Source organism: Streptococcus oralis, from assembly GCF_964238205.1.
Taxonomy (GTDB): domain Bacteria; phylum Bacillota; class Bacilli; order Lactobacillales; family Streptococcaceae; genus Streptococcus; species Streptococcus oralis_CZ.
Genome location: NZ_CAXSLF010000001.1, coordinates 136,755 through 156,501, shown reverse-complemented (window position 1 = coordinate 156,501; position 19,747 = coordinate 136,755). Strand labels below are relative to the sequence as shown.

Here is a 19,747-nt window from a genome sequence, read left to right as displayed (position 1 = left end):
AACTATGGATCTAACAGGGAAGAACATTGTTATCACAGGAAGTCTACGTCCTCTAACTCGAGAGGAAGCCATACAATTTTTGGAAAGTAAAGGAGCTGTCGTGCAAAGCTATGTATCTTCTCGGACAGATATATTGGTTTTAGGACACAAGCAGTTGAATCTTTTTGATCCAGATAAACGGTCTAAAAAGCATGATGCAGCTCTTAGACGAATATCAGACGGTCAATCTATCACTTTCCTTTCTGAAGAATCATTCTTTGATTTAGTTAAGAAGTCTCAAGATTGAGGCTTCTTTTATTGTATAAAAAAGTATATAACTTTTTGTGCAATTATTTCCTAGAAGATAATGGCAAAAATGCTATTGTCCCTTTAAAAGATATTTTCGATTATTCATTATAATGTGAGTGTCAAAACAAATGTAAAGGAGAAATTAATGTACGGTGAAAAATACGGTGTACCTAGAGATATCTATGCCAAAATCAAGATTATTGGACTTCTTATCCTAGATATTGCTTTTGTTGGAATTACTGGAGTAATCGCTTTGAGCGTTGGCCTAAAGATCTTTCCTAAAAGCCAGTGGATACAGATGTTCGCATTCATTTTGTTGACACCAGTTATGAGTTTATATCTTGTATTGCCTGCCAACGGTGGCAAAAAGAATTGGCACAGCATGTTTCTTTTCTTCAGACGAAGAAGAAAACGTTATATTAGCTTGAATTATATCAGAAGGAGAAAACCATAATGGCGATTAAACAAATTCAACCCTCAAAAAACGAGAAACGCCCTCTGGGACGTATTCAAGAAACAAAGAAACAAACGCAGGAATATTTTGATTTACATTCTTGCGTTGAGTTGTTAGATGTAAAATCAATCATTCCGAACAGCCAGGCTTATATCCAGTTAGTAGATTATGGATACTTGCAGCTGATGGAGATACCAGGTAAAGATTTAGGATCGATGTCTTATAACGAAGTTATGAGAACCATTGAAAATTTTGAAACCTGGTTGACTCGATTTGGACCGAATATCCAAGTGGAGACGACAACTTTGCCAACAAATACAGACACTCAAATTTCAGATTTGCGTCATCATTTGGATTTAGTGCGACAAAATATGTCCAAGTTATCAGTAAATGATAGACGTTTTTTACAACTCAAGGATCGTGAAATTTGGCTTCAAAGCCAAATTAAAGTTGAAGAAAGCATCCGACAAGAAGTTTATAATACAGAGTTTATACTGTGGCTATTTGCACCTACAACAAGCGAATTGGACGAATTGGTTCGTAAGGCAAAAACCTATGGAAATAATGATTTTGTTCCACAAGATATCAGCTACAGGAAGAAAATTCAGATTATAAAGCAATACAACAATATGAATGAGAAAGTGTAGGAGGGATAGCATGCCTGATTTATCAAAACGTAGACAAAGACAACTAAAAAATGAAGGATATGACCTTGCCTTTCTTAGCCAGATTCAACCGCAAGGAAATATTGATTTTCAAAAGGATGACCGCTCCTGGATAAGTGGAGATGGATATCACACAGTCTTGCACTATTATGAATATCCAACAGAAGGAATGGATCGTTTTTGGCTTTCTGAATTGTTGTTGATTCCTGGGACACGTTCCTTCCTGTCACTGTACAAGGAGGATAATAGACAGCTTCAAAAAGAGATTGAGGACTCTATTGAAGAGAAGTCAACACGGATTACAAACAATAGCAAACTAACCAATAATCGGAAAGAACTAGATGAAATTGACAATCTTAATAAACTAAGCCGTGAAATTGATAAGCAGAATATAGCTATGTATGGGATGTATATTCGTGTCTTTGTGTTTGCATCAACAAAAGAAGAATTATTTAAGAGAGTTGAAGAAGTCAAAGACAAAACGTCGAAATTCAAATCCACTATTCTATCAGGAGAATTAGATTTTGAATACCACGCCCCATTTATTCCAGCTGAATATCAGATTGATTTGCCCAATCATCGAAGAGGGATACCTACTCCAGCTCACTCAATAGCTGGTGGATATTTCTTTAATCATACGAAGCTAGAAGATGAGAAAGGCTTCTATCTTGGATGGACTCCAACGAACGGAGCAGTAAATTTTAATTTTCTAGAACGTGACGAGAAAAGAACACGATCCTTTATGATTCTATCTGGAAATCCAAAGATGGGACAACGATCTTTTCTTATGAAACATACAGACGGTCTCTATGCAAAGGGTCATTATATTCGTAACTTTGATGCTACTGGCCAGTTTCTTGATCATACACGAAAACAACATGGATTGATTCTTGATTTATCAGGTGAGGCTAACCGTATCAATATCTTCCAGGTATTTCCAACAGTAACCAATGAAGCAGGAACTGAAATCGATAAGAAGAAATCTTACAACCTTCATATCGAGAAACTGAAGAGTATCTATAAACTCTTGAATAATGAAGTGACAGGAGACGATTTAATCACATTTGGAACTCTTCTGAATGAGTTTTATATTGAGGAAGATTTGTGGGCTCGAAATCCGTCGTTGAATCCAGAAAAACTGAAAGCGACGGATATTGTGAAGGAAGAGTATCCTATTCTGTCTGATTTTATTTTGTTTGTGGATGCCTACAAACGTCGACTGGAACAAAGTTCTAGCATGGATATGGCTGAAATCAAAGCCGTTAAGCGTATTTACAATACATTTAACGAGCTATTGACAACAAACGCAGAAATTTTCGAGGGAACAACAGAGTTTCAAGATATCTCTTCAGAGCAAGTTGTGACATTTGACTTCTCAGGGTTGAAGAACGCCCCTCATTTGTTAAATGTTCAAATATTCTCTGTTCTTTCACTTGTCTCTGCTGATATTGTTAATAACGGAAAACGTTGTAAGCAACTACTGAAGAAACGGCCTGACTTAACGGAGATGGATATGCAACACTATATTGTTAATATTAGTGGGGCACAGACACTCATTAATCCAAAGCATGAAAGTAGTGTGAATCTCCTAGCTGATATGATCGATACAATGGGGGAAAACTTTGCTGGTGTTGTATTGTCTGTTAATTCACTACGTGGGATTCTGTTTGAGACAGGTATCGGTACTCATAAGGATCCGTATGTGACTGCTGTTCAGAGGATTTTTGGTCTGATGCAATATAGAGTTTTTGCCCAGACAGATGAAACCAGTGTTCCTCTACTAGCTAACGCCTTATCTGGTTCAATGAATCAGTCTGAACTAGAGACTTTGCCTCGTCTGGCGAAAGGACAGTTATTCATGAACATTGCAGGGGTTGGAAATCTAGTCTTTAACCAACAGTTGTTAGCTCCTGAAGTCGAGCGCTATGGTGGTATTGAATAAGAAAGGAAGGTAAACCAGTATGGCAAAAAATAAACTAGGAATGATTGCAAGGACTAAGCAGAGATTTGATCAATATGTGTTGATTCGTAAATATCGCATGAAACAAGAAAGAGATTATTTTGCTTCAGAAGGAGAATCAGATCCAAAACGTCTGGAAGCACAAAAGGAACGAGATAAGGAGTTTTTGAACGGTCTCAAGAAAATAGGTATAGGGTTTATTGTATTTTTAGTTTTTTATGGAATTTTGCGGACAATATTAGGATTGTGGTAGATAAGCGAGGTATCCATGAAAAAAATAATTAAACTGAAGATCCTCATCCCTCTTGTAGTCCTTCTATTAATTGTCAATGTTGGGATAACCATGTTAGTTGGGATAATGGGAGCTGTAAGCAATAATGGAAGAAATGATTGTGGTGCCGTAGAAACAACATCTTCAACTAGCGAGTCAACAGTTTCTTCAGTTGATGGTTCCATCGATGACTTTGTAAAAAAGCATAAGGAAGCCTATATCTTGTCTTGGAAGGCAGGAGGTTTCCTACCTTCAGCCTCTATCACTCAAACAATGATAGAGAATGGGTTCAATTTTACGAATCCTAATGGTACTTCCTTCTGGAAAGCTCACAATATGGGAGGTGTTAAAACCTCGAGCAAAAATAATTTTCCAGTTACTCTTGCGACGTATGGTGAAGATAGTGTTGATTTAACAGGAACAAAGCCTGGAGCAAATGTAGGAGATGGCACAGGAGGAGCTTATACCTGGTTCTCTAGCTATGATGCAGGGATTGTAGGGAAAGCTGAGTTTATGGCTCACCAGACACTTTATAAAGGGGCTATAAACAATATAAATGGTATTGCTAGCCTATCTGCCATAGCAGATGGTGGATGGGCTACAGATGGCACTTATAAGAGCAAACTAACTGATATGTACCAAAAACTAGGTACGAAGTATCAGTGGCTTGATAAGGAAGCTATTGCTGCTCATGGTGAGAAACCTTATGAAGGATCCAGTACACAAGATGTCAGTTCTTCAGATAGTGCGGTGTCTTCTTCAGCTGAAAACAGTGGATGTGGAGAATCAGGTAGCAGTACCGATGGAACGGGAACTGTCCCTTCAGATGCGACTGCGTGGGGGTATAAACCAGAAGACTTACCAGATAGCTTGAAACCATTCATTATTGATCCTAAGAGCTTAGGCATGGACTATGCTAAGTCTACAGGATGGTATAATCCTGGAAGCGACGAGTATGCTGGTCAATGTGTGAATCTTACAATTAGCTTGGGAAATCAATTATGGGGCCATTCTGGATCCGTACAAGGCGATGGGAAAGATCAGGCAGCAGCGTGGGCTGCAATATTTGGAAACTCAGTTAAGACTACACCTAAAAAAGGCGCTATTTTTTCTACACAGGTAGGGGGCGGAGGATATGGTCATACTGGTATTGTATGTCATGTTTTCGAGAATGGCTCCATCTTGTTTGTAGAGCAAAATACACCTCTGAGTGGTTGGGATCAGTTCAAAACTCCATATACATGGAATTATCGTATTTGGACTAAATCACAACAACAAGAACAGGAAATATCTTTTGCTTATCCTGATGACCGAGAAGCTAAATTAAGTTCAAATTAAAAGGAGTATATGAGATGATTGATTGGATAAAGGAGAATATGGTTGTATCGATTGTAGTAGGCATTCTATTGATTTTGGCAGGAATAGGGATTGTGTCGAGTTTCAGACCATCTCAACAAACCAAAATAGAGGAAACAGCTCAGGTGAGTTCTTCAGGAACTGCTCAAAACGAACCGTCTTCCAAAGAGGAAACAGCAGATGAAAAGCATTATCGGACAGCTAAGCTAAAACTAGAACGTCCCTATGCAGAGGCAGCACTGGAAGATAAAAAGGAAGTGTTAAAAGCCTTTGAAGAAGCAGTAGCAGATATAAAAAAGACGAAGTTTCTGCCAAATGTCAAGGGAACAATCGAGAATCATTTATCTATGACACAGAATGCGATGGTTCAAACCTTTGCGATGGCTCTTCTGACGAATCAGTATGATTTTCAACCTGAACAATTGGAAGTGATGCCAACTGAATCAGATGATGTTATTCAATTTTTAGTTGTTCTAACTAAAAATGGAGAAGAGAACAGCTATTTCGTTGGAAATTTCAATACTACGATTCAACAAATCCAGCTAAAAGCCTATGTTGGTGGAAATATAGGTGGTACATACGGATAACAAGTTGCACAAAAAGTTATATAACTTTTTGTGCTTTTATATTGACAAGAAAAGTAGTTTTAGGTATAATTAAGTATATAAAAAGTTATATAATAAAATATATAATTATCCAAGGAGGAAATCATGAAGATTCAAACTACAAACTTAGGAAAAGGTGGCGGTGGTAAGACTACAGATACCTTTAATGAAGGGGATTGGTTGGCACGTGTTAAGGGGCTTAGAACACTACTCATTGATGGAGCTTGGGAATGCAATTTGACAAGAACATTTGATGTAAAATGTGAGAAAACCGTCTATGATATATTTACGACTGGAGAGTATGAGATTGTTCCAATATCAGAAAATCTCAGTTTGATTTGTGGTGATGAGCGTTTGACAGATGAGCAGTTAGATCTTGCTAGTCGAAACAACAAGTATCTCCAGTTGTTTATGTGGTTTAGCGAACATTACGAAGAGTTAGAAGCGCAATTTGATGTCATTCTGATTGATACGCACAATGATGAGAGTTTAGTTACAGCAAATTTTATAGCTGTGTCAGATATTGTCTTGGCTGTTTCTGATGCCTCTCTTAATGGTTTTCGTGCTTGGTTATCTTTGAAAAATTTTGTAGACTTCATTAAGAGTGAAGCTATCGAAGTTATTACTAAGAAAAGCTATGTTAAAGCAGAACCTTATCTTATCGGAAATAAGATTAAGTACGTTGGAAACAATGTCACAGACACCTGTAAACAGTTTTTAGAAGTTGTTGAAGAAGATCAGGCTTACTTGGGTTCTATCCAGGAGAAAGAGCTCATGGCCAAAAGTCTTGTGATCAGTCAGAGTGTCTTTGAGCAGCATGAAGAGATGACAGCTAACCAACAAGAGACACATCAAAAGTTTTATGATAATATAAACTACGTATATGAAAATATTTTGAGTGTGTTAGAAGGAGAGGTAGCATGACAGAGAATCGATTCGCACAAGTAAAACAAACATTCCAAAGTACACCAAAGAGAGAAAAGACTCGTTCGTCGAGGAAACAAAATCAGGAGGCCAGAAAGTCTCCTGAAAGCTATAACAAAAAGCAACGTTTTCCTTTCTCTCTGCACCATAATGTTCGATATGATATGTTAGATGCTTTAGTAGAGTATCATGGTGAAAAATCAGCTTCATCTTATCTTGAGAATCTGATTATAAGAGAATGGGAAAAGATGCAGAGAAAAATTAAGCAATGAGATAGTAGAAAAGGATAATTTTAAATGATAGATTTTAGTATAGAAACAAAGAAGAAAAATGACAATGACGATGAAGAACCACAATCAGAGAAAGATTACAATCATGATATGAAGAAAAAGAGAGAGAAAGAGGAAGAGGCAAAGAAAAAGTTGACAGATCAAGAATTAATTAACAAATTTCAAAAGCTAAAAGAAGACGTGATTTCAAAAAGTCAAAACCAAGAACTTTGCATGGAAAAATAGCAAAAAAGGATGTAATTGAAATGATTTTCGTAGATATTAAAAGACTTGTTCAGCTGTTCTTTATTTTTATCGGAGCTATAGCAATCTATGTGTTCTATAAAACATTTGGGCTTAGTATAGTGTTTATAATTGTTTTAGGGTTGGCCGTTTTAAAATTTGCTCCAGCTTTCCTTCCAGTTGTATTATTATTGTATTTTGGGCTTCACTTTACAGGGGACTTTTCCTTTATTGCAGATGGAATTGTGACGGTTTTATGGAGTGTTATTTTGATTCCTATGGGGATAGCTACTATTGAAATGAGCAAATCCTGTTTTAGTAAGAAAGAGATACCCTGGTATGACAAGTAAGAGTTTATCTGAAAAGATAGGCTCTTTTTTTGACAGAACAAAGGATTATTTGAACATTTAGGTTAAAATTTATTAAAATAATCATAATTTTAATAAGGGAGGATTCTGAATGGCTTTCTTTGATGAGAGAGAACTAAAAAATCAATTGCTGTTTCAAAATGCAAAAGAATTTTATAACTTTGTTTCTAAGTATGATGAGAAGATGATTCCAGTCATGAAAGCAAAGGGCTATACCTGTATTCATTCTATGGAGCGTACCGTCGCTTTCACATTTGGTGAGTTTACTTTCAGAAGAAGACGTTGGAAAAAAGGAGATCATTGGGTAATTCCAGTTGATGAAAAGTTAGGACTTCAGAAGAATGTCCGTTTCTCCTGGGAATTTATGTATCAGGTAGCTAAATTATCTACTTTAATGCCATATGATAAAGTAACTCAGGTAATCCAATTGACTTATCACATCTCTATCACAAAGCCAATTGAAGTAAAAGCTGTAAAAATTTGTGAGAAGTTGTTAGAGAAAAGAGAAGCCTATCGATATTACGAAGAGGGGAAAGAAGTTATCAAAAGAAAAGCCCAGGTTATTTATATTGAGGGCGACGGTGTGATGGTTAAAGCACGTAATCCACAGAAGGATAATAAACATTACGATTTATCCCATTTTGTAGTTCATACAGGAAGTCATAAAGTTGGCAGCAATCGATTTGAACTCCAGGACAAAAAGGAATTTATTGGTCTTGACAATCGCTTAGTGAGGGAGCAGGTAATTGATTATCTATTAAATAATTACGAAGTTACGAATCAGACTTTATTGATTACGAACTCTGATGGAGGTCATGGATATACACCCTATGTTTTCAAAGAAATTGCGAAGATTTTGCGAATTAAACGACACGAACATTTTTGGGATGAGTACCATGTAAATAAGGAGTTGAAGAATTATTTAAAATTTTACTCTGAAGAACTATTAGATAGAGCTTTCCAGGCGATTAAGAAACATGATAAGCAGTTAATGCGAACTGTTCTGGATACGACTGAAAGTTATATCGAAACAGAAGAAGAACAAGAGTCATTTGAGAGGTTCAAGAGTAAAATATTGAGAAATTTCCAATACACTAAACCAGCCGAACAAAGAGGATTCAGTCATGCAGGAATTGGGATAATGGAGAGTCAGCATCGTAAGGTAACTTATAGAATGAAAAAAAGAGGAATGTACTGGACACTTGCTGGAGCTGAAACAATGAGTCGGATAATTGTTTTGAATTATGAGGATTCTTTGAGAGAACTATTCTTTGGTAACTGGAGAGAAGATTATGAAAAATTTATTTCTTTAGAGGAAGTTTCTGCTTATACCATTAAAAAAAGAATGAGTAAAACGGGTAAAGAAAATACATCTAGATATCAATGTTACCATGATAGTAAAAGGTTATCCTACTTCAGAAAACAATAGAAGTATATAATAAAGTATGCAAAAAGTTATGTAACAATAACCTTTGTAAAAAAAGGTCTTTTTGTGCTACAATCAAGCATAAAATGCTTGCACGGTATGTAAAAATGTGTTATAATTTACTTAAATTAATCGAATAAAAAAGACGAAAAGTGCGCTAACACTTCTCGCCTTACCGAGTAAGAACTCGTCCTTCTTACTCAGTCTTTTTTTAAACTCGGTGATGTTCTCCTGAAAAATATATGGAATTAGGCATTCTAAAAAATTCTACCGCATACAGAGCTAACGTAAGTGTTGACAAATAAGGAGTTATCACGTATAATAGGAGTAAGTAAAGATTATAAATTACTTGTGGGCTAGTGGATATGGTCTGCACCCGCCTGTGGGCTCCGCACTCAGTTCAAACTGTTTGTTGAGAAAAAGAATAGCAGGACTGCCTACCCTTGAGGAATAGAGAGGGCATATCTAGCGTGAGGTGAAACTCAATACGTGGAAGAGAAGGAAGCTCCTGCTTCCTTCTCTTTTTTAGGAGAAAATTAGAATGACATATACTTTGGAATGGCTCGAGACCTTTGATGGAGAGATTGATATTCTCAATGTCGATATGTCTTGCATGGCCAATACAATTGAGAAATATGTTTCTCAGTATAAATACGTTTATCAGACAAATATGGAGGACTATCCTGAAATTGTTCTTTCCGTCCCAAATTCTTCTATTCCTCATCTATTAGGATTATCAAGAGGTCATCATGTTAATTTGCCAACTAATAATGCAGGGACTATTTTTGAAGGATTAAAGGATGATTGGACATTGGAGCGTCTAAATAAGGCGGATAATGGATGGTTTAACGAAAATAAATTCAAAATTGTTGGGACATTATTGCTTTATCAAATGTTACATGTGATGGAATGTAAATTCTATACAACGGATGGTATTTTGAATAGAAAAGTTGGCACACGATTTAGAAGAGATAATATTTATTTTGTGGTCTTCAAATTAAGTAATGGTATTAGTTATACTATTGAATTATCACATGAACAAGGAAATCAATACTTTCCAAGAAGTCTTAAAATCAATGACACTTTAATTACAAATTGTAGAGAAATAGAACTGAAACTTGTTGACAAGAAACGCTTTAAGACGGCTAAAGTTAGAAAGGTTAACTGGCCGTCTTAATGGAAATATTGATATGATAATTATTGGGTCATCCACTTTTTGTGGGTGGCTTTTTTATTTGTCCTTTTTTTGATGAGATATAGTTGCTTAGTTTATAAAATATAGTGGATTGAAATAAGATGTGAACAAAGAGATTAGGAAAGTCAATTTTATTTCTAGAAATATTTTAGCAATCGCGGCGTACTATTTTAAATTCAATCTACTATACCATACAGAAGACCAACAGTTGAAAGTTTACAGAAAAAGATTACTGAGATTAACCTCTTGATTGAGTTAACTGAGACAGATAAGAAGCATCAGGACATTAAAAACGAACTGGTCGCAGAAATAGCAGAGCTAGATATTAAACTAACTCAAACTAATGAAAAAATCGCCACCTTAAACAAGATGGCGGAAGTGCTTATCAATTTGAAGAGTGATGATCTGAGTAGTCGAAAACTAGCAAGGTATGACTTTTCAAAACTGAATTTAACAGAGTACATTACACTAGAACAAGTGACTGAAGAAATAGGAATATTGCAAGAGGAACTGGGGCATTATCTTGATGAGTATGAGGGATTAGTAAAAAAGCTAGAAAATGTTTGTAAAAGTACTGAATGATAAGGATTTTGATAAAAAATTTAGTATAGAAATACTATTGGAATAACAAGAACTAATCCTATGGTGGTTAAAGATTAACTATCTTTATGCTATTGATTAATATATTTGTTATAGTGCTCTTGGTACTGTGCTTTTATATTATGTTCTCCTAGAATTTCAAATACCTGAAGTGCTTGTTTCATCTTTTCGATTCCGTTCGCAGGATTGCGCTTAAATTCAAAATACCCACACGTATATAAGAAGACGGTTTGTTCATAATAGTTCAATTCATTATTTAGTAATTTTTTTACTTCTTTGATTAGAAAACTACAATTTTGAAATTCTTCATTATCAATACTAACAATTAGGCAATTGATTGCTAATTGTGTAACAAGCCGTTTATTTGTCTTATTTAATGTTGAATAGATATAATTTTTTAACATTTCTATAGTTAATAGGAAGTAGGAGTTATATTTAATTGTTCTTACACAGTTACCTAATAGGATAATTTCATAGTAACCCCAGTTTTCAACTTTAAAAAGATAATCTGTTAGCTGTAATAACTCCTCGTCCGAGGGGAGAAAATTTTTATTTGTCGTATAGAGAATCGATTTTACCATTGTCTTTTCATAAGGACCCAAGTTATAACTTGAAGATTTTGATAGTAATTCAATAATACTATCAAAATTTTTTGTGGAGTAGTGTTTTCGAATATATTGCACCAAGTTAGCGAATGATCCAGTTTTAGTAGAATTATTGTCATGAAGAATAATAAATTCATCCAAAGTTATATGTAATTTATCTAAAATATTGATTAGTCGAATACAAGAGATTTCTGATTCTCCCCGTTCAAATCTAGAGATTTGAGATTTAGATAAATTACTATCAGCAATTGAACATAAACTGATTTGCTTTCCTTTTCGAATTTTTCTGAGTGTTATACCAAGTTTTGATTTCATATTTCCCATTTTCCCAACAAAATTTCAAAGGTTATTTATTTATTATACAATAAATAAAAAAATAAAGGGAGGTTCAGTATGAAAAAACTTTTAAAATTTACATCAGTATTGTTATTGATTATGGATATTATCATTATAGTCGGAGGTTGAATCTTACCTGTACAGGTAAGTGTGTTTAGTTATATAGTTGATTGAAATAAGATATGAACAAAGAGATTAGGAAAGTCAAATCAATTTCTAAAAATGTTTTAGAATTTGTAGTGTACTATTCTAAGTTCAATCTGCTATAACTAAACACACTTACCTGTACAGGTAAGTGTGTTTAGTTATAACTAAACACACTTACTAATCTTATACGTAATTCTTAGAGGATATCTATTATGCAAGAAGTTATTATCACAAATAAAAAAACTGATTACTTATCAAAATTAGCTGAGTGTGAAGATTTAATTTTGTACTCGAAAACTGGAAAGTTAGATTACTTTAATTTAGATGATAGAGTGAGGCGAGATATATCTAGTTTGGATTTAGAAATTTTGTATGCAGATACTAGAGATTATGCTATTGCATATGCATTATCACGATGTACGGGAGCAAAATTTTTGAAAATTGAAACAGAGGCTCTGCTAAATAAGAATAAGCATTACATATTTATCAGTGAACATGCAATGTCAGATAATTTAGACAGCTTGATTATGAGATTATCAATATATAATATTACATACCTAGTTGCCTATGATTTAGAGGCATTATCAGTTTTAATTGCAAAATTTTTATATCCAAATAAAATTTTAGGTAAAACTAATATGATATTAAATATGCTTGATTCATCAATAAAAGACATATCTCGAGAAGATTTTCAGATTGTAAATCGTAAGGGGGATGTGTTTGAGAAATTGTGTAATTTAAAAGAAATCAACTATTTATCTGCAATCGTTCATGGTAATGGAAATTTACTATATTTAGGTCAAGAAAAATTGGTATCAAAAGCTGTAGCAATAGATAGTGGTGATACCATATTGGCTAATTTTTTAGATTCGAAAAGAAACAAGGTAATTTTCTTGGCGTCTTGTTTTGGAACTATGATATCAGGGAAATCATACTTAGATGATTTAATGAAATCAAATGTTGATACTATTATTACTTACAGAGGGCTAAAAGAAAATGGATATTCAGAGTGTACGTGGTTTATTTTATTGAACTATTTTGGATTTCAATACGATGAAATAGTCAGAATAATTAACAAAAATTTAAAAAACAAGACAGTAGATGTTCCTAGGTATAACTTAATTGGCTCTAGCGAGAATATATTAAAGGTGTCTCCATATTGTGAGTATAGTTTTGAAGGCAATCATATATCGTGTCATACAGAGAATGCAAATCGATTTTACTTTGGTAAATGTAAACTACCCTTGAATTATGAACAATTTGCTCTATCCTACAAGGAGAGGATATCTTGGATAATTGAAGATGGTTATATATATTTAATGGGAGAGAATTCATTTCTTCCTAAAAGGATTGATGTAGTGACAATTCCAAAAGAGAGCGTTGTTGATTTTGGTATACTATCAAACACTTTATCTTTGAATGGTGGTCTTAATAAAAGTTTGAAAAATTTAATGGGAGAGGTGGAGAATCTTTCTCTAGGGCTCTCGCAAATGACCGAGGAATTTCTATGTTTTACAGATAAAGCTGAAAAATATCAAAAAAAATTAGCTAATTTAGAACAAAAAAGAAGTGAATTAATAGAATCTTTTTTGAATGAGATAATTACTAGTAAGCAAACAACCTATTCACCATTATCAGAAAAATACAGTATGCATTTTTATGTATCAGATATTTCAACTATTGAGAATAGATGCCCATACTGCAATTTTGAGATTACTAGAAAAGTATTAAAAAAAACCATGGATAGTTCATATAAGAGAATTATATTTTCTTGTAATAACTGTGGGCAAATTCAAGATTTAGGGAATATGGATAAGTTAATTAATGTTGATATTGAAAATAGTATAGAAGATAATAAGACATTAAAGATTAATATAAAATTACATGAATTCAAAGGTTTAGTGAGATGTGGTATTGGTTTAATTACTAATGGTATTCTACCACCTGTGATTACTAAAAAATGTGTGGGAAATGATGAAATACAATTTTTATTTGAATCTGATCTTATATCAGTCCATAATCTTATAAAAGTATATTTATTTTATGAAAATAATTTATTTATAATTAGTAAACCATATAGAAAGGAAACAGAATAGAATGAATGAAATAATGAATGATTTTATAGGTACAAATTGTAATCCTTCAAACTTTATTGTAGGTCCTTGTTCGATAGAGTCGTATGATCAAATTAGAGAGTCTGCAAGTCATGTTAAAACATTAGGCTATAAATATCTTAGAGGGGGAGCTTATAAACCAAGAACAACCTCTAATTCGTTTCAAGGTTTGGGGATAACAGGTATTAAATATCTATATGAGGTGTGTCAAGAATTTTCGCTTAAATCAGTTAGTGAAATTATGTCAATAAAGCAGCTCGAAGAGGCATATGACTATATAGACATAATCCAAATAGGTTCCCGTAATATGCAAAATTTCGAGTTACTTAAAGAGCTAGCTACAATTACAAAGCCGGTGTTGTTTAAACGAGGATTGATGTCAACAATTGATGAGTATATAGGAGCTTTGTCATATTTACAAAAAAATGGTAAGACCAATATAATTTTATGTGAGAGAGGTATCAGAAATTTTGATAATAGAACTAGAAATACACTCGATATTATGGCAGTACCTATTTTGCAATCTGAGACAGGTTTACCTGTAATTGTTGATGTATCACACTCAACAGGTAGAAGAAAACTGTTACTACCGGCTAGTTATGCTGCGAAAGGAATTAAGGCTAACGGAATAATGATGGAAGTGCATCCTAATCCCGATATTGCATTATCTGATGCAGAGCAACAAATTGATTTTCAAGAACTAAAAGAATTGGGAGAAAAATTATGGAAAAATTAACAACAGAAAAATTATGGTTGAACTTTACTAACTTTACGACATTTGATAAATTACCATTTATCGTAGCTTCCGGTAACGGAACATATGTCTATGATACAAGCAAAAAGAAATATCTTGATATTATTTCAGGAATCTGGAATGCAGGTTTAGGTTACTCTCGGCAAGATATTATAGATGAGATGAACTATCAAATGAATAAGTTACCATTAACATCACTTTTTGGAAGAGCATATCCATTGTTAATTGAGTATAGTGAAAAATTATTAAAATTAGCTCCTGAATTTTCCAAAGTATTTTATGGTACAGGTGGTTCAGATTCAGTTGAGACAGCTTTGAAAGTAGCGAGACTATTTTATTATGAGCAACAAAAATACAAAAAGGTTAAAATAGGACATTTTGCTATGAGTTATCATGGGGTATCGTTAGGTGCAATGAATGTTATGGGAGAAGAACCCAATAGGGAAGGTTGTGTACTGGATATTGAAAATTATTTTACACTTCCTTTACCGGATAATAATGACGGGGATAATGTCTTTAGAGAGTTAGACAAACTCAATTCTGAAGAGATTTCTGCTATTATTATTGAACCAATCATTGGCTCTGGAGGAATAATTGAATTTCCAAAAGAATTTTTAACTTTGCTAAGAGAATATACTAAAAATAATGATATTTTATTGATTTTTGATGAAGTAGTAACAGGGTTCGGTAGAACTGGTTCGATGTTTGCATATCAAGGATTAGAAATAGTTCCTGATATCCTTGTTCTTGCTAAAAATATCACAGCAGGGTATGCACCACTAGGAGCAACTTTATTTTCTGATACAATCGTTTCAATCTTTAAAAATAAAAAATTACTACATGGTTATACGAATGCTGGTTCAGTAGTGGGAGTTGCAGCAGCAAACAAAGTTTTAGATATTTTTGAATCTGAAAATATTTTAGAAAATGTTAATAAGCAGTCGGCACTATTTTTGGAGAAATTGAATGAGTTGCAAAAGAAGTATAGTAGTCTAATTCATTCAATTAAAGGTAGGGGGCTAATGTTAGGTATTCAATTGGTAGAACAAGATGGGCAAGAGTTAGAATTTTTCTACAAATTACTTGAGAAAAAGAATATGCTTAGCCGATCAGCATATAATAATACCATTGTATTAATGCCTCCTCTTGTCTCTGAAGAGAATTTTATTTTAGAAATTATCAATAGATTAGATGAGTGCTTTTATGAATATTCAAAAAAATATAACTAGGAAAGTATTAGTAACGGGAAGCAGTAGGGGAATTGGAAAACAGATTGCTCATGACTTTGAAAAAAATGGGAATACTGTTATTTACCACGGAAGTTCAAATTCTTCATTAGAAAAACTCAATTGTAATAAATCAATTTTAGATTTAAGGGATACATCAAATGTTATGAAGTGGTATTCTGATATTTTTAAGGAATATCATGGAATTGATATATTGATTCTGAATGCAGGGATTGGGATTCCTGAGACAAATATATTTGATGTAGATCCAGAGTATTTAGATGATTTAATAAAAGTAAATATAATCTCACAAATTTATCTTGCTACACAACATTTAAAATTAGTCCAACAATATAATATTTTTGGAACAAGTATAATTTTTGTTTCTTCAAATGCAGGTATATATCCTAGGAGTAAATTTCCACTATATTCAATGACTAAGAATGCAATGACATATTATTTAGAGATTTTAAGCAAAGAGTTTATTAAACATAAAACTAGAATAAATATTGTTGCACCTGGCTCTATAAAAACAAATATGACAGATAATGCAATATCTAATTTCTCAAAAGAGAATAATGTAAGTGAAAAAGATGCTGAACTGCAGTTATACTCGCATATTAATAGTATGAAAAGAATGGGGAGTGCTAAGGAAGTAAGTGAGTTAGTTCAATTTCTAGCATCAGACAAAGCTTCCTTTATCAACGGTGAAATTATAAAAGTGAATGGGGGATACTACTTTGAATAAAGATATTGAAGTTCATTCGAGGTTACGGAACTATTCTGTAATTTTTTCTAAGGATGTAATAGGAACATTGAATTCCAAAATATGTGATATATCAAAAATAAGATTATTAGTTTTAACGGATAGAAATGTTTACTTCCATCAGAGACAACTATTTCTTAATCTTGAGAAGAAATTTAACTGTTTTATACATATTATAGAACCAGGGGGAAACTCTAAATCGTTAACGGAGGTTCAAAAACTTTATGACATACTAATTGAGAATAACTTTAATAAAAGTGATATACTCTTAGCAATAGGTGGAGGTGTAGTTGGAGATTTAGGTGGATTTACTGCAGCAACGTTTAATAGAGGAATGAGATTTATTCAAGTTCCTACTACATTACTAAGTCAAGTAGATAGTAGTATAGGAGGAAAAGTTGGCGTTCATTTTAATGAGTTAACCAATATGATTGGTGCTATCTACCCACCGGAATTTACTATAGTTAACCTAAAATTTTTAGATACATTACCTCAAAGAGAATTTTGCTGTGGAATGAGTGAAGTTATTAAAATGGCTTACATATATAATGCATCTCTATTGAATGTACTGACTAAAGCAGATAATATATCTGAGAAGATGGAATATATTATTTCTAAATCAATTGAAATTAAAAAAGATGTGATAGAGAATGATGAATTTGAAAATCATAAAAGATTATCTTTAAATTTTGGACACACTCTAGGACATGCTATTGAGACTTTATACGGGCACTTAGAATATTTACACGGTGAAGCTGTTGCAATAGGTATGGTCTTTGAGGCGAAATTATCACTGGACGAAGGGAAATTATCAAAGTCAAAATATAATAAATTATTAGCGGCTTTAAAGAAACACTCGCTTCCAACTTTTATAAATTTGAATGATGATAGTATAGCCAGGATAGCAGAGATAATAAAAACAGATAAGAAAAATTCTTCAGACCAAATCCATTTTATCTTACCTACAGAACAAGGCTTTTCAATTTATAAAATAAAGAAGAACAGTGAAAAAATCATTAATGATTTAAGAAAGTATTTGGTGGAAAAATGAGAGTTTTAGTAACTGTGTCAAGTTTGCCGCATGAGTATAATTTAGCCCAAAAAGCTGGAAAGATTGTTTCAAAAGAATTGGATAATTTAGATATCTATAATGAAGTTGTAGAGTTGAAAAATCTAGAAAAGTTAAATGATGTCTTAAAATATATTGAATGTTTTGATTTAGTTTATATTGTATCTTATGGAGGGATTGGTGAAAACGGTGTTTTACAATCTATTTTAGAATCTTACCATATACCATACACGGGATGTTCTGCTACGGTAAGTGCTGTTTGTAGAGATAAATATTTTTTTAGTAAATTATCAAAAATATTAAATATAAATACTCCAAAGACATTTAAGGTAGATGGTTTAATGAGTATTGATAGTATAGAAAAATTTATAATTAGGAATCAAATGAGATTCCCGTTAGTAATTAAACCAAGGTTTTTAAGTGGTTCAAGTCATGGAGTTAAAAAAGTAAACTCATTACAAGATATTCAAGAGAATTTACCGGATCTTTTGAATATTGATCCACATTTGCTTATACAAGAGTATATTGAAGGAAATGATTATATAGTGGCCGCTATTTTCCAAGGAGATGAGATTAAAGTAGGTGTTTCTAAAGCCAGAATTAATAAAGATATAGATTTTGAAGAAAGATATAATAGTGGTGAAAATATGTTTATTGTTGATGATTCACAAAATGGAATCAATTCTAAACTAAAAAAATATACTCAGAAAATATTAGATTATTATGAAATAGATGGCACATGCTATCTTGATTTCAGAGTATGTGGTGAAGATGTATATTTTATTGAGTTAGGAACTATGTACGGTTTAAGTGAAAATAGTGTTGTGCCTACTCTTGCAAAGAGTTTTGGAATAAACTTTACAGATTTAATAAAAAGTGATATTTATCGTGGTTTAGAGAGGAGGAAAGGGAGTTATGAATATTAACAAGAAAACGTTTTATACAATTACTTTTGGTGAATTTATATCAAATATTGGAGATAGATTTCAAAAGATTGCTTTTCCTATTTTGATTTACCAAGAATTTCATTCTTCATTTGCAATGGGAGGAATGGTAATTATTGAATTGTTACCTCAACTCTTATTGGGATTTTTTATGGGATATTTATTAGATAATTTCAATAAGAAAAAGATATTATTATGGTCTACATTAATACCTGCATTATTATGTAGTGTAATACCTATATTATCTAAATATTCAGTTTCTATATTTTTTTACTATGTTATTGCATTTTTGATTCCTTTATTTTCGACACTTTTTCAAACAGGATTCTCAGTCATTACCCCTGCATTATTTGAGAAGGAAGAATTACAAAAATATAATTCTCAGTTTCAAGGTGTACGAACTATTTCAAAATTAGTTTCTCCAGCTCTGGCGGGGTTATTAATGTTAAAGTTTAATATTAATAGCATTTTTTTTATAAATAGTGCATCGTTCTTGTTACTATTTCTTTCAATATTAATCTCATATATTCCAAATCAAGGACACAAGGAGAACGGGAATGATGATATAAAAGAAATGTTTGCAGGTTTTAAAGAGAATTTCACAAATATTAAATTGAGAGTTTCTTTACTCTTTACAATTGTTGTGAATATCGCTATGTTAGGCTTTAATGCAACAATTATTTATTATTTACAGGATCAATTAAAGTTATCAAATAGTCTTGTTGGAATTGTATACTCAATTGCTGGATTTGGTAGTTTGATAGCAGTAACTCTTCTTTCTACTTTTTTGAATAAGAAGGATACCTTTATCTTAATGAATATATCAATGGTAACGATCCCACTTGTCATTATGGCAAGCGGAATAGTAGAAAATTGGATATTTTTTGGAATTTGTTATTCAATTTTGAGTGGACTAATTACAATAGCTTCTGTCTCGATTACAACAATACAGCAACAAGAAAGTACTGAGTATAATATTGGTAAAATACTTTCTAGTTCTTTTGTAATAGCTACCATTTTTGCTCCTTTTGGAGGGATACTGGCTGCTTATTTTAATTGGTTTTTAAACCCGAGATTAAGTCTAGTTATTTTGGGATTACTAAGTAGTTTATTGGTTATTCTTATAAAGAGTTATGAAAAGAAAATAAAGGGAGATAAATAA

The 19,747-nt window shown here is 32.7% G+C and carries 21 protein-coding genes and 1 pseudogene; 21 read left to right on the top strand and 1 reads right to left on the bottom strand.

The genetic code is table 11. The features are described 5' to 3' along the window. Positions 1-4: 4 nt before the first annotated feature. The 14 genes and pseudogenes from ACESOD_RS00855 to ACESOD_RS00790 all read left to right on the top strand — a co-directional run. On the top strand, positions 5-286 hold the full coding sequence (locus ACESOD_RS00855) for a BRCT domain-containing protein (protein WP_373093451.1): 282 nt from the start codon (positions 5-7) through the stop codon (positions 284-286). Positions 287-433: 147 nt separating this feature from the next. Next, positions 434-742, top strand: a complete 309-nt coding sequence (locus ACESOD_RS00850) for a DUF5592 family protein (protein WP_006154524.1) — start codon at positions 434-436, stop codon at positions 740-742. Next, positions 742-1,389, top strand: a complete 648-nt coding sequence (locus ACESOD_RS00845; protein WP_373093449.1) for a hypothetical protein — start codon at positions 742-744, stop codon at positions 1,387-1,389. The genes ACESOD_RS00850 and ACESOD_RS00845 overlap by 1 nt, the downstream gene beginning before the upstream one ends. 10 nt (positions 1,390-1,399) lie before the next feature. Continuing rightward, positions 1,400-3,349 (top strand): virulence factor, encoded by a 1,950-nt coding sequence (locus ACESOD_RS00840; protein WP_373093447.1) that lies wholly within the window; start codon positions 1,400-1,402, stop codon positions 3,347-3,349. A 19-nt stretch (positions 3,350-3,368) separates the two neighbouring features. Then, entirely contained in the window at positions 3,369-3,620 is a 252-nt protein-coding gene (locus tag ACESOD_RS00835) for a hypothetical protein (protein WP_001107250.1), read from the top strand. A gap of 15 nt (positions 3,621-3,635) precedes the next feature. Continuing rightward, the gene (locus ACESOD_RS00830) at positions 3,636-4,976 is read left to right on the top strand and encodes a CHAP domain-containing protein (protein WP_373093445.1); all 1,341 of its coding nucleotides are present in this window, start codon (positions 3,636-3,638) and stop codon (positions 4,974-4,976) included. Between the two features lie 14 nt (positions 4,977-4,990). Then, positions 4,991-5,581 carry a hypothetical protein gene (locus ACESOD_RS00825; protein ID WP_373093444.1) on the top strand — a complete coding sequence of 197 codons (591 nt, stop codon included), beginning with the start codon at positions 4,991-4,993 and terminating at the stop codon, positions 5,579-5,581. Between the two features lie 123 nt (positions 5,582-5,704). Beyond that, a complete protein-coding gene (locus ACESOD_RS00820) occupies positions 5,705-6,523 on the top strand; it encodes a ParA family protein (RefSeq protein WP_000701737.1) in 819 nt (272 codons plus the stop codon). Beyond that, a complete protein-coding gene (locus tag ACESOD_RS00815; RefSeq protein ID WP_373093442.1) occupies positions 6,520-6,795 on the top strand; it encodes a hypothetical protein in 276 nt (91 codons plus the stop codon). Before ACESOD_RS00820 ends, ACESOD_RS00815 begins: the two co-directional genes overlap by 4 nt. A gap of 24 nt (positions 6,796-6,819) precedes the next feature. Beyond that, positions 6,820-7,038, top strand: a complete 219-nt coding sequence (locus ACESOD_RS00810; protein WP_373093441.1) for a hypothetical protein — start codon at positions 6,820-6,822, stop codon at positions 7,036-7,038. Between the two features lie 20 nt (positions 7,039-7,058). Then, entirely contained in the window at positions 7,059-7,385 is a 327-nt protein-coding gene (locus ACESOD_RS00805; RefSeq protein ID WP_373093439.1) for a hypothetical protein, read from the top strand. Between the two features lie 109 nt (positions 7,386-7,494). After that, positions 7,495-8,832 (top strand): ISLre2 family transposase, encoded by a 1,338-nt coding sequence (locus ACESOD_RS00800; RefSeq protein WP_373093438.1) that lies wholly within the window; start codon positions 7,495-7,497, stop codon positions 8,830-8,832. 538 nt (positions 8,833-9,370) lie between these two features. Beyond that, positions 9,371-10,006: a hypothetical protein gene (locus ACESOD_RS00795; RefSeq protein ID WP_049505099.1), complete on the top strand. Its 636-nt coding sequence runs from the start codon at positions 9,371-9,373 to the stop codon at positions 10,004-10,006. Positions 10,007-10,210: 204 nt separating this feature from the next. After that, positions 10,211-10,652 (top strand): annotated as a pseudogene (locus ACESOD_RS00790) (helical hairpin domain-containing protein); the annotation flags it as partial. Between the two features lie 43 nt (positions 10,653-10,695). Here the strand turns inward: ACESOD_RS00790 and ACESOD_RS00785 are convergent. Beyond that, positions 10,696-11,544, bottom strand: a complete 849-nt coding sequence (locus tag ACESOD_RS00785) for a helix-turn-helix domain-containing protein (protein ID WP_373093436.1) — start codon at positions 11,542-11,544, stop codon at positions 10,696-10,698. Between the two features lie 380 nt (positions 11,545-11,924). On the opposite strand from ACESOD_RS00785, the gene ACESOD_RS00780 reads away from it, so the two are divergent. Genes ACESOD_RS00780 through ACESOD_RS00750 form a run of 7 tightly spaced genes read left to right on the top strand, consistent with a single transcriptional unit; the run spans position 11,925 to position 19,747 of the window. Further along, the gene (locus ACESOD_RS00780) at positions 11,925-13,808 is read left to right on the top strand and encodes a hypothetical protein (protein WP_373093434.1); all 1,884 of its coding nucleotides are present in this window, start codon (positions 11,925-11,927) and stop codon (positions 13,806-13,808) included. Between the two features lies 1 nt (position 13,809). Continuing rightward, complete coding sequence (locus ACESOD_RS00775) at positions 13,810-14,562, top strand: bifunctional 3-deoxy-7-phosphoheptulonate synthase/chorismate mutase (RefSeq protein WP_373093432.1); 753 nt, start codon at positions 13,810-13,812, stop codon at positions 14,560-14,562. Then, entirely contained in the window at positions 14,550-15,809 is a 1,260-nt protein-coding gene (locus ACESOD_RS00770) for an aminotransferase family protein (protein ID WP_049505091.1), read from the top strand. Before ACESOD_RS00775 ends, ACESOD_RS00770 begins: the two co-directional genes overlap by 13 nt. Beyond that, positions 15,784-16,554 carry an SDR family NAD(P)-dependent oxidoreductase gene (locus ACESOD_RS00765; RefSeq protein ID WP_373093430.1) on the top strand — a complete coding sequence of 257 codons (771 nt, stop codon included), beginning with the start codon at positions 15,784-15,786 and terminating at the stop codon, positions 16,552-16,554. Before ACESOD_RS00770 ends, ACESOD_RS00765 begins: the two co-directional genes overlap by 26 nt. After that, entirely contained in the window at positions 16,547-17,623 is a 1,077-nt protein-coding gene (gene aroB / locus ACESOD_RS00760) for a 3-dehydroquinate synthase (protein WP_049505136.1), read from the top strand. The genes ACESOD_RS00765 and aroB overlap by 8 nt, the downstream gene beginning before the upstream one ends. Continuing rightward, positions 17,620-18,567: an ATP-grasp domain-containing protein gene (locus tag ACESOD_RS00755; RefSeq protein ID WP_049505087.1), complete on the top strand. Its 948-nt coding sequence runs from the start codon at positions 17,620-17,622 to the stop codon at positions 18,565-18,567. The genes aroB and ACESOD_RS00755 overlap by 4 nt, the downstream gene beginning before the upstream one ends. After that, positions 18,557-19,747 (top strand): MFS transporter, encoded by a 1,191-nt coding sequence (locus ACESOD_RS00750; RefSeq protein WP_049505085.1) that lies wholly within the window; start codon positions 18,557-18,559, stop codon positions 19,745-19,747. Before ACESOD_RS00755 ends, ACESOD_RS00750 begins: the two co-directional genes overlap by 11 nt.